11 protein-coding genes are annotated in these 12,497 nt (G+C 66.9%); 7 read left to right on the top strand and 4 right to left on the bottom strand.

Annotated elements, in window-relative coordinates; all coding sequences use genetic code 11:
* Positions 1-329: 329 nt before the first annotated feature.
* Positions 330-950, bottom strand: coding sequence for a TetR family transcriptional regulator (locus tag RMO40_RS15805; protein ID WP_309723393.1), 621 nt, complete (start codon positions 948-950; stop codon positions 330-332).
* Positions 951-1,102: 152 nt separating this feature from the next.
* Between RMO40_RS15805 and RMO40_RS15800 the strand changes: the two genes are divergently transcribed.
* From RMO40_RS15800 to RMO40_RS15785, 4 genes are read left to right on the top strand one after another with little or no spacing between them, the layout of a single operon-like run.
* Entirely contained in the window at positions 1,103-2,311 is a 1,209-nt protein-coding gene (locus RMO40_RS15800; protein WP_309723390.1) for an efflux RND transporter periplasmic adaptor subunit, read from the top strand.
* A 15-nt stretch (positions 2,312-2,326) separates the two neighbouring features.
* Positions 2,327-5,488 carry an efflux RND transporter permease subunit gene (locus RMO40_RS15795; RefSeq protein ID WP_309723387.1) on the top strand — a complete coding sequence of 1,054 codons (3,162 nt, stop codon included), beginning with the start codon at positions 2,327-2,329 and terminating at the stop codon, positions 5,486-5,488.
* Positions 5,481-6,878: an efflux transporter outer membrane subunit gene (locus RMO40_RS15790; RefSeq protein WP_309723384.1), complete on the top strand. Its 1,398-nt coding sequence runs from the start codon at positions 5,481-5,483 to the stop codon at positions 6,876-6,878. Before RMO40_RS15795 ends, RMO40_RS15790 begins: the two co-directional genes overlap by 8 nt.
* 15 nt (positions 6,879-6,893) lie before the next feature.
* A complete protein-coding gene (locus tag RMO40_RS15785; protein WP_309723381.1) occupies positions 6,894-7,892 on the top strand; it encodes a metal-dependent hydrolase in 999 nt (332 codons plus the stop codon).
* Positions 7,893-7,894: 2 nt separating this feature from the next.
* Here the strand turns inward: RMO40_RS15785 and RMO40_RS15780 are convergent, their stop codons facing one another.
* A complete protein-coding gene (locus RMO40_RS15780) occupies positions 7,895-8,200 on the bottom strand; it encodes a hypothetical protein (RefSeq protein WP_309723378.1) in 306 nt (101 codons plus the stop codon).
* On the bottom strand, positions 8,197-10,569 hold the full coding sequence (locus tag RMO40_RS15775; RefSeq protein ID WP_309723375.1) for a DUF349 domain-containing protein: 2,373 nt from the start codon (positions 10,567-10,569) through the stop codon (positions 8,197-8,199). Before RMO40_RS15775 ends, RMO40_RS15780 begins: the two co-directional genes overlap by 4 nt.
* Before the next feature lie 130 nt (positions 10,570-10,699).
* On the opposite strand from RMO40_RS15775, the gene RMO40_RS15770 reads away from it, so the two are divergent.
* Together RMO40_RS15770 and RMO40_RS15765 are read left to right on the top strand one after the other, a co-directional pair.
* A complete protein-coding gene (locus RMO40_RS15770; protein WP_309723372.1) occupies positions 10,700-11,020 on the top strand; it encodes a winged helix-turn-helix transcriptional regulator in 321 nt (106 codons plus the stop codon).
* A gap of 117 nt (positions 11,021-11,137) precedes the next feature.
* Entirely contained in the window at positions 11,138-11,311 is a 174-nt protein-coding gene (locus RMO40_RS15765; protein ID WP_309723369.1) for a hypothetical protein, read from the top strand.
* A 19-nt stretch (positions 11,312-11,330) separates the two neighbouring features.
* Here the strand turns inward: RMO40_RS15765 and RMO40_RS15760 are convergent, their stop codons facing one another.
* Positions 11,331-12,161: an enoyl-CoA hydratase-related protein gene (locus RMO40_RS15760; RefSeq protein ID WP_309723366.1), complete on the bottom strand. Its 831-nt coding sequence runs from the start codon at positions 12,159-12,161 to the stop codon at positions 11,331-11,333.
* A gap of 121 nt (positions 12,162-12,282) precedes the next feature.
* Here RMO40_RS15760 and RMO40_RS15755 point away from each other — a divergent pair.
* A partial coding sequence (locus RMO40_RS15755; protein WP_309723364.1) for an alpha/beta fold hydrolase occupies positions 12,283-12,497 on the top strand: 215 nt, incomplete at its 3' end.

The following is a 12,497-nucleotide window of genomic DNA, read 5'->3' as shown; positions in this document are numbered from 1 at the left end:
GAACGCAGCGGCCGCAGGCCGCGAAGTGAGTTCGGCGCGGCTGCAAAGACCGAGCAGCGCAGGGCAGTCGGCCCTAGGCCGACCGACGAGCAGGGTCGCCTTTTCTTTGGTGACTTTCTTTTGGCGAAGCAAAAGAAAGTTACTGCCCTGTCGGGGGCACATCCCGACGCACCCGCTGGAAGTACGAAGAACTCACCACGCGACAGCGGCACAAAGGCACAAGGCTTCGACCTCAGCCCGAACGGTAGGTGGTGTGCGAAGCGTCAGCCCGAACGGACTGTGATGAACGAACCTTCCTGGATCCCCGCCTTCGCGGGAATGACGGCGCGCTACTTGGGCACGGCCAGCCCGGCGAGGTAGGTGTCCAGCACCTGCTGCCCCACCTTCACCAGATCAAACGCCTCGGTGTCCAGCATCCAGTTCTGAATCAACCCATCAATCAACGCATGCAAGCCCAGCGCCGCCGTGCGCGCCGGAATGCGCTTGGGCAACAGCCCACGCTCCATCGCCAAGGTGATGCCACGTTGCGCATGCAACAAACACTCATCGCGCGTGGCCAGGTGGCGCTCGCGCACGGCCTGGGTTTCTTCGACGTACTCGACCTTGTGGGTGGCGATCTCGAACACACGGCGCACCTGCGGGTCGTTCACCGTCAGGCGCAGCGCGTGGGTGAAGTTGGCGCGCATGTAGGCCAGCGGGTCTTCCAACTCAGGGTCGTCGCTGCGCTGTGCGGTCTCTTCGAGCGGCAGCGTCACGCGCTTCATCATCGCGTTGAAGACGTCGGCCTTGTCTTGAAAGTGCCAGTAGATGGCGCCGCGCGTCAGGCCGGCGGCCTGGGCAATGTCGTTCAGCGTGCTGCGCGACACACCACGTTCATGGAACACCACCTCGGCGGTGTCGAGGATGAGGTTGCGGGTGGCTTGGGCTTCTTCTTTGGTACGACGAACCATGGGGGTGCGTGAAATCCGGTGTCAACATACATTCATGAGCGTATGTATACTAACCGATGACCTGGTGCCGGCCGTGCGTTGTTCAAGCCCTGGCATGAAGATGGATCCCCTCACTCGGCGCCCGCCGCGGGCGCACCTCCGAAGGAATGCGCATGTCTGCGTTGAAAAACGTCTTGGCTGGGTTTGCCGTTGTATCCACCGCAGCGCTGCTCGCGGCCTGTGGGCAACAAAGTGGCAAGCCCGCCGGCCCCGCAGGCGGTGGCATGCCACCGGCCACAGTGGGTGTGGTCACCGTGGCGCCCGGCACCGTGAGCCTGACCACCGAGCTGCCCGGCCGGCTGGAGGCCTCGCGTGTGGCGCAGGTGCGGGCCCGGGCGGCCGGCATCTTGCGTGAGCGCCTGTTCAAGGAAGGCAGCGACGTGCGCGCCGGTCAGCCCTTGTTTCGCATCGACGCCGCGCCGTATGAGGCGGCCGCCGCCAGCGCCCAGGCTTCGCTGGCGCGCGCCCAGGCCAACGCAACGCAGGCCACCGCGCAGGCCGAGCGCTACAAGCCGCTGATGGAAGCCAATGCCGTCAGCAAGCAGGAGTACATCAACGCGGTGGCGGCGCAGAAGTCGGCCGAAGCCGACGTGGCCGCCGGCCGCGCCGCGCTGCAAACAGCGCAAATCAACCTCAATTACGCCTCGGTCAGCTCGCCCATCGCGGGGCGCATCGGCCGTGCGCTGGTGACCGAAGGGGCACTGGTCGGCCAGGGTGAAGCGACGCCGTTGGCCGTGGTGCAGCAGATCAACCCGATGTATGTGAACTTCACCCAGTCGACCACCGAGGTGCTGCGGCTGCGCAAGGCCCTCGCCAGTGGCGCGCTGCAAAAAGCCGGCACCGACGCGGCCAAGGTGCACATCGTGCTCGAAGACGGCAGCGAACACCCACAAACCGGCAAGCTGCTGTTCAGTGACCTGACCGTCGACCCGACCTCGGGCCAGATCACACTGCGTGCCGAAGTGCCCAACCCGACCGGCCTGTTGCTGCCCGGCATGTACGTGCGGGTGCGCCTGGCGCAGGCCGAGCTGCCCTCGGGCATCTTGTTGCCTCAGCAGGCAGTGACACGCTCCGACAAGGGCGACTCGGTGCTGGTGGTCGGGGCCGACAACAAGCCCGCGCCGCGCCCGATCAAGATCGGCTCGGCCCAGGGCAACCAGTGGCTTGTGACCGAAGGCCTGCAACCGGGCGAGAAGGTCATCGTCGACGGCTTCCAGAAAATGATGGTGCCCGGCGCGCCGGTGAACCCGGTGCCGTGGGCGCCGATCAGCAGCGCCCCAGCACGAGCCGCCTCCGCTGCGGCATCTGCGGCGTCGAAGTGACCGGAGCACCCTCGCATGGCCCGCTTTTTCATTGACCGACCCATCTTCGCGTGGGTGATTGCTCTCTTCATCCTGGTGATGGGTGGCGTGGCGATCACGCAGCTGCCGATCGCCCAGTACCCACCGGTGGCACCGCCCGCCATCGTCGTCTCGGCCTCTTACCCGGGCGCTTCGGCACAAACGCTGGAAGACGCCGTCATCAGCGTCATCGAGCGCGAGATGAACGGCTCGCCCGGCCTGATGTACATGGAGTCGGTGAGCCAGGCCAACGGCACCGGCAGCATCACCATCAGCTTCGAGCCCGGCACCAACGCCGACCTCGCACAGGTCGACGTGCAAAACCGCCTGAGCCGCGCCACGCCGCGCCTGCCCGCCGCAGTGACGCAGCAGGGAGTGCGGGTGGACAAGGCGCGCTCCAACTTCCTGCTGTTCGCCATTCTTTCGTCCGACAACCCGGCCTTCGACCCGGTGGCACTCGGTGACTACGCCTCGCGCAATGTGTTGCCCGAGCTGCAACGCGTGCCAGGTGTCGGCCAGGCGCAGCTCTTCGGCACCGAGCGTGCAATGCGTGTGTGGATCGACCCGAACAAGCTGCAGAGCTTCAACCTGTCATCGGCCGAGGTGGTCGCGGCCATCCGCTCGCAAAACGCACAGGTGTCGTCGGGCACCATCGGTGACCTGCCCAACATCGCCGGCCAGGGCATCTCGGCCACCGTGGTGGTGAAGGGCCAGCTGAACAACGCCGAGGAGTTCGGCAAGGTCGTGCTGCGCGCCAACACCGACGGCTCGACCGTGCGCCTGCGCGACGTGGCGCGCCTGGAGCTGGGGGCACAAACCTACGCCACCTCGGCGCGGCTGAATGGCAACCCGTCCACCGGCATCGGTGTGCAGCTCGCACCGAGCGGCAACGCACTGCAGACGGCCGCGGCCATCCACAAGCGCATGGACGAGCTGCAAAAGCTGTTCCCCCCCGGCGTGAAGTACGCCATTCCCTACGACAGCTCGCGCTTCATCAAGATCTCGATCAGCCAGGTCGCGGAAACCCTGGTCGAAGCCGTGGTGCTGGTGTTCCTGGTGATGTTCCTGTTCTTGCAGAACTGGCGCTACACCATCATCCCGACCATCGTGGTGCCGATCGCGCTTTTGGGCACCTTCGCGGTGCTGCTCGCGCTCGGCTTCTCGATCAACGTGCTGACCATGTTCGGCATGGTGCTGGTGATCGGCATCGTGGTCGACGACGCCATCGTGGTGGTCGAAAACGTCGAACGCATCATGAGCGAAGAAGGGCTCTCGCCCCTGCTCGCCACGCGCAAGGCCAGGGGCCAGATCTCGGGCGCCATCGTCGGCGTGACGGTCGCGCTGATCTCGGTGTTCGTGCCGCTGGCGTTCTTCTCCGGCTCGGTGGGCAACATCTACCGCCAGTTCTCGGCGGTGATGGTGGCCTCGATCGCGTTCTCGGCCTTTCTGGCGCTGTCGCTCACGCCAGCGCTGTGCGCCACCTTGCTCAAACCCGTGGAAGCCGGCCACCACCACGAGAAGACCGGCTTCTTCGGCTGGTTCAACCGCGGTTTCACACGCACGGCCAAAGGCTACGAGGGCTGGGTCGCGCGCATCTTGAAGCGCGCCGGGCGCTTTCTCATCATCTACCTGGCCATCGGCGTGGCGGTGGCGGTGCTCTACATGCGCCTGCCCACCTCCTTCCTGCCGCAAGAAGACCAGGGCAACATGATCGTCAACGTGCAGCTGCCCCCGGGCGCCACGCAAGAGCGCACGCTGGCGGTGATGAAGCAGGTCGAGGGCTACATCCTCCAGCAACCCGAGGTGAAGAGCATGGTGGCGGTGTTGGGCTTCAGCTTCTCGGGCCAGGGCCAAAACGCAGCGCTCGCCTTCGTCACGCTCAAGGACTGGGATGAACGCAAAGGCAAGGAGCACCAGGCCGACGCCGTCGCCGGCCGGGCCTTCGGTGCGCTGATGGGCGTGCGCGATGCCTTCATCTTCCCGCTGAGCCCGCCACCCATTCCCGAGCTGGGCCAGTCGTCGGGCTTCACCTTCCGCCTGCAAGACCGCGGGGGCCAAGGGCACGATGCGTTGATCAAGGCGCGCAACCAGCTGCTGGGCATGGCCTCGCAGAGCAAGGTGATCACGCAGGTGCGCCCCGACGGGCTCGAAGACGCCCCGCAGGTGGAGCTGGCGATCGACCGCGACCGCGCCAGCGCGCTGGGCGTGAACTTCGACTCGATCAACACAGCCATCTCAACCGCGCTCGGCTCGGCCTACGTGAACGACTTCCCCAACGCCGGCCGCCTGCAACGGGTGGTGGTGCAGGCCGACGCACCTTCGCGCATGCAGCCCGAAGACCTGTTGAAACTCAATGCCACCAACAACCTGGGCAAGCCGGTGCCGCTGTCGGCCTTCGCCACCACCCAGTGGGTGACGGGTGCGATGCAGACGGTGCGCTACAACGGCTACCCTGCGATCCGCATCAACGGCTCGGCGGCGCCCGGCTACAGCACGGGTGCCGCCATGGCCGAGATGGAGTTGCTGGCCGCCAAGCTGCCAGCGGGTTTTGCCTTCGAATGGACCGGCCAGTCGCGCGAAGAAAAGCTCGCCGGCTCGCAGGCGCTCATCTTGTACGGCTTTGCGATCCTCGCGGTGTTCTTGTGCCTGGCCGCGTTGTACGAGAGCTGGTCGATCCCGCTGTCGGTGATGCTGGTGGTGCCGCTCGGCGTGCTGGGGGTGCTGCTGGCGGTCACATTGCGCGGCTTCACCAACGACGTGTACTTCCAGGTGGGGCTGATCACCATCATCGGTTTGTCGGCGAAAAACGCCATCCTGATCATCGAGTTTGCGAAAGAACTTCAGGCGCAGGGCAAGTCGGCGATGGAGGCGGCTCTCGAAGCGGCACACATCCGCTTCCGGCCGATCCTGATGACTTCGATGGCTTTCATCTTGGGCACGCTGCCGCTGATGCTGGCCTCTGGCGCGGGCTCGTCGAGCCAGCGTGTGCTCGGCACCGGTGTGATCGGCGGCATGATCAGCTCGGTGCTGCTGGCCGTCTTCTTCGTTCCGGTGTTTTTTGTGGTGGTGCGCCGCTTCTTCAAGGGCAGCGAGCGTCAACGAAAGATGTATGCGCATGAGACCGAAACCGACGCGCAAGGAGGCAGCCATCATGTCTAAGCGTTTGCTGTCCTTGGTCGCCGCACTGGCCCTCGCGGGTTGCACCAGCCTGGCCCCGAAGTACGAGCGGCCTGCGGCACCCGTGGCCCCTGGCTTCACCAACGAGGCCACCAGCTCCGGCACGCGTGCGGCGCACCACATCGAATGGCAAAGCTACTTTGCCGACGAGCGCCTGAAGCGCCTGATCGAGGTCGCGCTGAAGAACAACCGTGACCTGCGCGTGGCCGTGCTCAACATCGAGCAGGCCCGCGCCACCTACGGCGTGCGCCGCGCCGACCAGTGGCCCACGCTGGGCCTGGGCGCGGCGGCCACCCGCGGGCCGTCGCAAGTCACCGGCAACATCAGCACGCTTTACACCGTGGGCTTGCAAGTCACCGCCTACGAGATTGATTTGTTCGGCCGTGTGCGCAGCCTGAGTGACGCCGCGCTCGCCCAGTACCTCGGCACCGAAGAGGGCCGCAAGGCGGCGCAGATCAGCCTGATCTCGTCGGTGGCCACCACCTACCTCGCGCTGATTGCCGACGACGAGTTGCTGGGCCTCACGCGCGAGACGCTGAAGACTCGCGAGGAGTCGCTCAAGCTCGCCAAGCTGAAGTTCGACAACGGCGCCAGCTCCGAGCTCGACTTCCGGCTCAACGAGTCGCTGCTCGAAGCGGCCCGCGTCACACTGGCCCAACTCACACGCCAACGCGCGCTCGATGAAAACGCGCTCACGCTCTTGCTCGGCCAGGCCGTGCCCACCGACTTGCCGCCGCCCCTGGCGATGAGCGAGCAGCGCCTGGCCACCGACCTGCCCACCGGCCTGCCCTCCGAGGTGTTGACCCGCCGCCCCGACGTGCGCCAGGCCGAGCAGCAGCTGCTCGCCGCCAACGCCAACATCGGCGCGGCGCGGGCCAACTTCTTCCCGCGCATCAGCCTGACCGCGAGCGCCGGCACGGCCAGCAGCGAGCTGAGCGGCCTGTTCAAGAGCGGCAGCTCGGCCTGGACCTTTGCACCGCAAATCTTGCTGCCGATCTTCGACGCCGGGCGCAACCAGGCCAACCTCGACGTGGCCCAGGTCAACCGCGACATTGCTGTGGCGCAGTACGAAAAATCCATCCAGAGCGCCTTCCGCGAAGTGCAAGACGCCCTCGCTGGCCGCGCCACCTTGGGCGAGCAGGCACGTGCGCAACTGGCGCAGGCGAATGCCGAGCAGGTGCGCTTCAAACTCGCCGACCTGCGCTACAAAAATGGCGCCTCGAGTTACCTCGATGTGCTCGACGCGCAACGCTCGCTGTTCGCATCACAACAGGCCGTCGTGCAGGTGCAAGCCGCGCAGGTGCAGAACCTGGTCACGCTGTACAAGGTGCTGGGTGGCGGCTGGGTCGAGCCGCAAGCCACCCCCAAATAGAACGCCGAGCACCGCATGGATTCACTCTCGCAAATTGCCCTCGGCGCCGCCGTGAGCGTGGCCGTGATGGGCCGGCGCACCGCCGTGTGGAAGTCGGCAGCCTGGGGCGCCGTCGCGGGCACACTGCCCGACCTCGACGTGTTCATCGACCACGGCAACGCCATCCACAACATGGTGCTGCACCGCGCCGAGAGCCACGCGCCCTTCTGGTTGACGCTGTTCTCGCTTCCTTTCGCGGCAGCCATCGCACGGCTCCACGGCGAGTGGGCCCAATGGCAGCGCTGGTGGCTCGCCATCTGGCTGGCGCTGGTGACTCACCCGCTGCTCGACACCATGACGGTCTATGGCACGCAGCTCGCGTTGCCGTTTTCAAACCACCCGTTCGGCGTGGGCAGCGTGTTCATCATCGACCCGCTGTACACCGTGCCTTTGCTGGTGGGCACCGTGTGGGCGATGAGCACGCGCAACTTCAAGGCCAACACGGTCGGCCTGGTGCTGAGCGCGGCGTATCTCGCTTGGGGCGTGGTGGCGCAGCAGCAGGTCGAGCGTGTGGCGCAGGCATCGCTGGCCGAGCAAGGCATCACGGCCGAGCGCGTGCTGGTCACGCCCACGGCGTTCAACTCGGTGTTGTGGCGGGTCGTGGCCGTCTCGGGCGACAGCTACCACGAAGGTTTTTATTCCTTGCTCGATGCCACACCCCGGATGCAGTTCGACCGCTTCGCGCGCGGCACCGCACTTGCGGCCGAGCTGCAGGGCATCGACGGTGTGCAGCGCATCAGCGCTTTCAGCAAGGGCTTCTACAAGCTGCAGCAAGACGGCGCACGCGTGAGCATCACCGACCTGCGCATGGGCCAGGAGCCGTCCTACACCTTCAGCTTCGTCGTGGCCGAGCGGCGCAGCGCGGCGGTGCCGTTGGCCCAACCCGAACCGGTGGGCTCGCGGCCTGAGGTCGGGCGCTACCTCGCCTGGCTGTGGCGGCGCCTGCAAGGCGAGCCGCTGCCACCGCCGCGCTGAGCTCAGCGCGCCGCGCGCAGCCGGCGGTTGAGCAAGAACTCGGTGTGGTGCAGCTGGTTGACCGACATCACCCGGCCACTGGCCAGCAGCTCGAAGTCGGCGTTGACCACCTCGGTGGCGATGGCCGGGCCGTAGTAATAAACGATGTCCGACTTGAGCTGCCCGCTGCGGTCGGTCAGCACGCGGTGAATGCAGCGGTGGCCCAGGGCCGAGCCGGTGCCGTGCAACAGGTGCAGGCTCAGCTCGTTGCCGTCGGCCTGCTCGGCCTGGTGCTGGCGGGCGATGGTGGCGTCTTGGTAGTCGCTCATCGAGCGGTACCGCCCAACGAACCCGGCGCGGCCTGGCGCAACGCGGCGACGAGCGCACGCAAGCGCTCGCGCTGCGCGGGGCTCATGCGGCTTTGCCGCAAGGCGCTTGCAAACCACTGGGCACGTTGCGTCACCGGGTCTTGGGTTTGTGCCGCGCGGCCTTCGAGCGCGTCTTTCAAGGCGCGCAGCTTCAGGTCGCGACGCGCGGCCAGTGATTCGGCCGAGGCCGGCAGGTCGAGCGCGGCTTCGAGTTGCAGCAGCAAGTCGTCGCAGGCCGTCACCGACAGCGGGCCGGTCGCGGGTGCCTGTGACCAGCGCTGCGCCAACGGTTTTTCCCACGCCACAGGCAAGGCCTCGAGTGCGGCCCAGCGGTCGGCCAGGTCGGCCTCTTCGGGGGATGCCTCACGCGCTTCGCACAGGGCAATCTTGGCAACGAGGTGGTCGCACTGCGCCTGCCAACGTTTTTGTGCGCTGTCAGCCACCGCCTGTGCCAGCGCGGCGCGGGCTGCCGTGAAGCGTGTGTCGAGCGATTTGACGGCCGCGCGCGGCACCTCGACCGGCTGGCGCCAGGCACGATCGGCATCGCCCAACGCACGCTGCATTTCGGCCACCGGTGCGGTGTCAAGGTCGATGGCGGTGAGGCGCGCAATCAAGGCTTCGCGCTCGGCCAGGTTGGCCGCCAGCTCGGCGTCATGCGCGCTGAACGCGGCTTCGCGCTGCGCAAAGACCGCGTCGGTGGCGGCCTTGAAGCGGCCCCACAGCACGTTCTCCACCTTGCGCGCAAGCGGCAGGCTGCGGGCGTGCTGCTGCCATTCGGCCTGCAGCTCGCGCACGCGCGGCATGGCGTCGCGCGGGTGGCGCGCCAGCTCTTGCACCAGTGTTTCGGCACGGGCGATCAGGCGCTCGCGCTCGGCCTGCGCCGTGCGGCGCGCGGCTTCGATGGGGGCTTCGATGCGCGCCACGCTGTCGTCCAGGCGCTGCTGCAAGGCCTTGCGTTTGGCCGACGGCACGGTGTGCTCCAGCGGCCCCAGCTGGCGCCAGGCGAGCTGAAACTGACCGAGCGCGCGCAGCGGTTCTTTCCAATGGGCGGCCTGGGCTTCGGGGGTGGCCGGTGCATCGCCCAGGGGAACGGCATCGAGCGTGTCCAGCAGTGCGATGCGCGACTGCAGGTTCTCTTCGCGCGAGGCCTTCAGCGCCGCCTGCTGGGCGGCCACCGGCACATAGGCGGCTTGCAGCGCCGCGTCGAAGCGTTGCCCCAGAACCTGGTTGACGGGGGCGCCCGCAGCGTGGATCTCTTTCCAGCGTGATCGCATGCCCTGGATGCTCTCGGCATGTGCCTTGAGGCGCAGCTTGGGCACGTTGGCGATCTCGGTGTTGGAAGCCAGCAGGGTGAGCTTGGCCAGGGCTTCGGCTTCGTCCACCAGCGCTTCGAGCGCCAGTGCGCCGCCCCACTTCTGCCAGCCCTTGAGCCGCGCCAGTTCGGCGTGCAAGGCCTGATGGCGGGCACGCAGCTTGTCGCCGACGCTGACACCCTTGAGCGCATCGAGAGCGGCATCGACCTCTTGCAGCCGCTGCTGCATGTCACCCAACTGGCCTTCGGCGAGTGCGGCTTCGGCCAGGCTCAACACGCTGTCGAGCTGGGCACGTTGTTCGGGGCTGAGCACGATCTTGGCCGGCGGAGGCGGTACGACCTCGGCCACCGCTTCGGGTGCTGGCTCCGGTTCAGCGGCCGGCGGCTCGGCAGCCAGCGCGGCCAGGCGCGCTTCTTCGTCGGCCTCGGCCTCGCGCGCTTGTTCGGCCAGGCGCTGCTGTTGTTCTTGTTGCAGCCGCTGCTGGGCCTCGCCCTCTTCGCGCAGCACGGTGTTGAGCTGCTCGCGCAACGTGGCGAATTGAGTCAACTGCTCCGGCGTCAACAAGCTCGCCTCGAGCGCCTGCCAGCCACGGTCGATTTCCACCAGCCGGTTGGCGGGCAGCGGGGTTTCATGCAGCAGGTGGCTGGCATCGTCAATCACCGCTTGTGCGCCACTGCGCGCTTCGCGCTGCGCCACCGCCGCGACCAGACGCTTCTTCGCCACGCGGTGCACACGGCTGTCTTGGCTGCGCAGCTCACGCTCGGCCTGCTTGAGCGCCTCTTCGCCCGTGAGTGCCTCGACGGCGGCGAGCTTCACTTCCCACAGCGGCGCGGTCTGGGTGATGAGCAGCAAGGCCGCGTCATCGCCCTGCGCCGCCTGCACACGCGGCAGCCACTCGGCACGGGCGTCTTCGGCCTGCTTGGCCTTGGCCGCCTTGGCATCGGCGTGGGAGGGGGCGGCAGGGTTGGCGTGGGGCGCGTCGGCGCCTTCGCGTTTTTTGAAGAAGCGGCTCAGCATGGGTTGGTGCAAAAGTGAGAGGAACGTGACGGGAAGGTGACTGGAGAGAGGGGCGGCGCGACGCAGTGTAGGCCGCGAGAACCTGCCTGCTAAATTGTCCGCAGCAAACACTTCCATCCTGCGCCACACCATGCCCACCCCCAAGATCGGCTCGCCCGTGCGCGGCTCGAAGACCGGCCGCCCGATCATGGTGGTGCTCGACCTGCTGGGGCGCCGAGCGGCGCTGCGCATCGTGTGGGAGCTGCGCCGCGGCGATCAACTCACGTTTCGTGCCCTGCAAGACGCCTGCGACACCAACCCCAGCCTGCTGAACACGCGTCTGAAAGAGCTGCGCGGCGTGGGGCTCGTGGCGCATGAAGACGGCGGCTACCACCTCACCGAAGAAGGCCGACAACTGATGACCTCACTGATGCCTTTGTGCACCTGGGCCGAGGGCTGGGGCGGCAAATAACACGCCGTGGCAGTTCACGGGTAGGCATAGGACTACGCCGGCTGGCGACCTGGGCTGATCGGCACGCTCAGCAACGCGGCGTACAGTGCGATCGGCATCACCCAACAAGGAGTTTTGATGTCGTTTGCACTGTATTTGCTGGGTTTTGTGCTGCTGACCGGCGGCATTGCGTGGGGGTTGGTGCTGGCCGGCGTGCCCTACACCTACGTGGCCATCGCGTGCGTGATCCTGGTGGGTCTGGGCATCATCACCGGGGTATCACGAACACGCTCTAAAGACCCGTCGAGCTGAGTTGCCGCCCCGTTGACGCTCACAGCGGCGACACCGGCGCCAGCGGATCGAACTCGCCGTGGCGCTTGTCCTTCCAGGCGGCGATGGCTTCTTTCATCTCGGTGGTGTCGAAGATGGCGCTTTGCAGCAGCGTCATCTGCTGCAGCGCGGCGGCCGTGCCGTGGTCGCGGGCGTAGTTGATCGAGAGCTTGGTGCCGGCCATCGCGAGCGGCGACTTGGCGGCAATGTTTTGCGCAAGCTTCATCGCGTGGCCGAGCAATGTGGTGTGGTCGGGCAGCACGGCGTTGACCAGGCCCACCGCCAGCGCCCGCTCGGCGCCGACACGCTCTCCCGTGTAGGCCATTTCGCGCGCCACGCCTTGCGGCACGATCTTCGGCAGGCGCTGCAGCACCCCCAGGTCGGCGGCCATGCCGATGTGGATTTCTTGCACGGTGAAAAAAGCGTCGGCGCTGCACAGGCGGATGTCGCAGGCACTGGCCAGGTCGAGCCCGCCGCCGATGCAGCCGCCCTGCACGTCGCAGATCACGGGGAAGCGCACTTCGTCGAGCACGTCGAAGCAACCCATCAGGCGGCGCAACGATGCCTGGAAGCTCAGCCGCGTGCGCGCGCTGGTGGTGGTCATCATTGCGCTGGTGTCGCCAAACACATCGAGCGACATGCCGGCGCAGAAGTGTTTGCCGGTGGCGCTGATCACGAGCACGCGCGTTTCGCCGCTGTCGTTGAGGGCCTGCACGGCGTCGCGCAGTGCGGGGAAGAACGGCGGCGCCATGGTGTTCAGGCGCTCGGGGCGGTTGAGCTGCAGGTGGGCGATGGCGCCCTCGGTGGTGAGCTGGAAAAAGTCGTTGGTCATGCAGGCCTCCATGGGGATGTGCAGTCTGGCTACCCTGTGCGCAGTGTCAGTCACCGAGTGGACAGGGCACACCGGGCTTGCCCGCTAGGCGCTCCGGGAGGCGCTGCCTACACTGCGCCGCATGAACACCAACACCCTCACCACAGCCGATGGGCTGAAGCTGCATCTCCAAGACTGGCCCCTCACCGAGGCGAGAGGGACAGTGCTCATCGTGCACGGCCTGGGCGAGCACATCGGCCGCTACGAACACGTGGCGCAACACCTCAACAGCTGGGGCTGGAACGCCACCGGTTACGACCATCGAGGCCATGGCCGCAGCGAGGGCGCCAAGGGCCG

The sequence above is a fragment of the Rhizobacter sp. genome (genome assembly GCF_031412075.1).
Taxonomy (GTDB): domain Bacteria; phylum Pseudomonadota; class Gammaproteobacteria; order Burkholderiales; family Burkholderiaceae_C; genus Rhizobacter.
The sequence above is the reverse complement of the archived record's forward strand: the minus strand, read 5'-3'. Positions and strand labels throughout refer to the sequence as shown.

Excerpts from the sequence above, each read along its gene's own strand:
- RMO40_RS15805 (WP_309723393.1), bottom strand. The coding sequence starts at position 950 with ATGGTTCGTCGTACCAAAGAAGAAGCCCAAGCCACCCGCAACCTCATC.
- RMO40_RS15800 (WP_309723390.1), top strand. The coding sequence starts at position 1,103 with ATGTCTGCGTTGAAAAACGTCTTGGCTGGGTTTGCCGTTGTATCCACC.
- RMO40_RS15795 (WP_309723387.1), top strand. The coding sequence starts at position 2,327 with ATGGCCCGCTTTTTCATTGACCGACCCATCTTCGCGTGGGTGATTGCT.
- RMO40_RS15790 (WP_309723384.1), top strand. The coding sequence starts at position 5,481 with ATGTCTAAGCGTTTGCTGTCCTTGGTCGCCGCACTGGCCCTCGCGGGT.
- RMO40_RS15785 (WP_309723381.1), top strand. The coding sequence starts at position 6,894 with ATGGATTCACTCTCGCAAATTGCCCTCGGCGCCGCCGTGAGCGTGGCC.
- RMO40_RS15780 (WP_309723378.1), bottom strand. The coding sequence starts at position 8,200 with ATGAGCGACTACCAAGACGCCACCATCGCCCGCCAGCACCAGGCCGAG.
- RMO40_RS15775 (WP_309723375.1), bottom strand. The coding sequence starts at position 10,569 with ATGCTGAGCCGCTTCTTCAAAAAACGCGAAGGCGCCGACGCGCCCCAC.
- RMO40_RS15770 (WP_309723372.1), top strand. The coding sequence starts at position 10,700 with ATGCCCACCCCCAAGATCGGCTCGCCCGTGCGCGGCTCGAAGACCGGC.
- RMO40_RS15765 (WP_309723369.1), top strand. The coding sequence starts at position 11,138 with ATGTCGTTTGCACTGTATTTGCTGGGTTTTGTGCTGCTGACCGGCGGC.
- RMO40_RS15760 (WP_309723366.1), bottom strand. The coding sequence starts at position 12,161 with ATGACCAACGACTTTTTCCAGCTCACCACCGAGGGCGCCATCGCCCAC.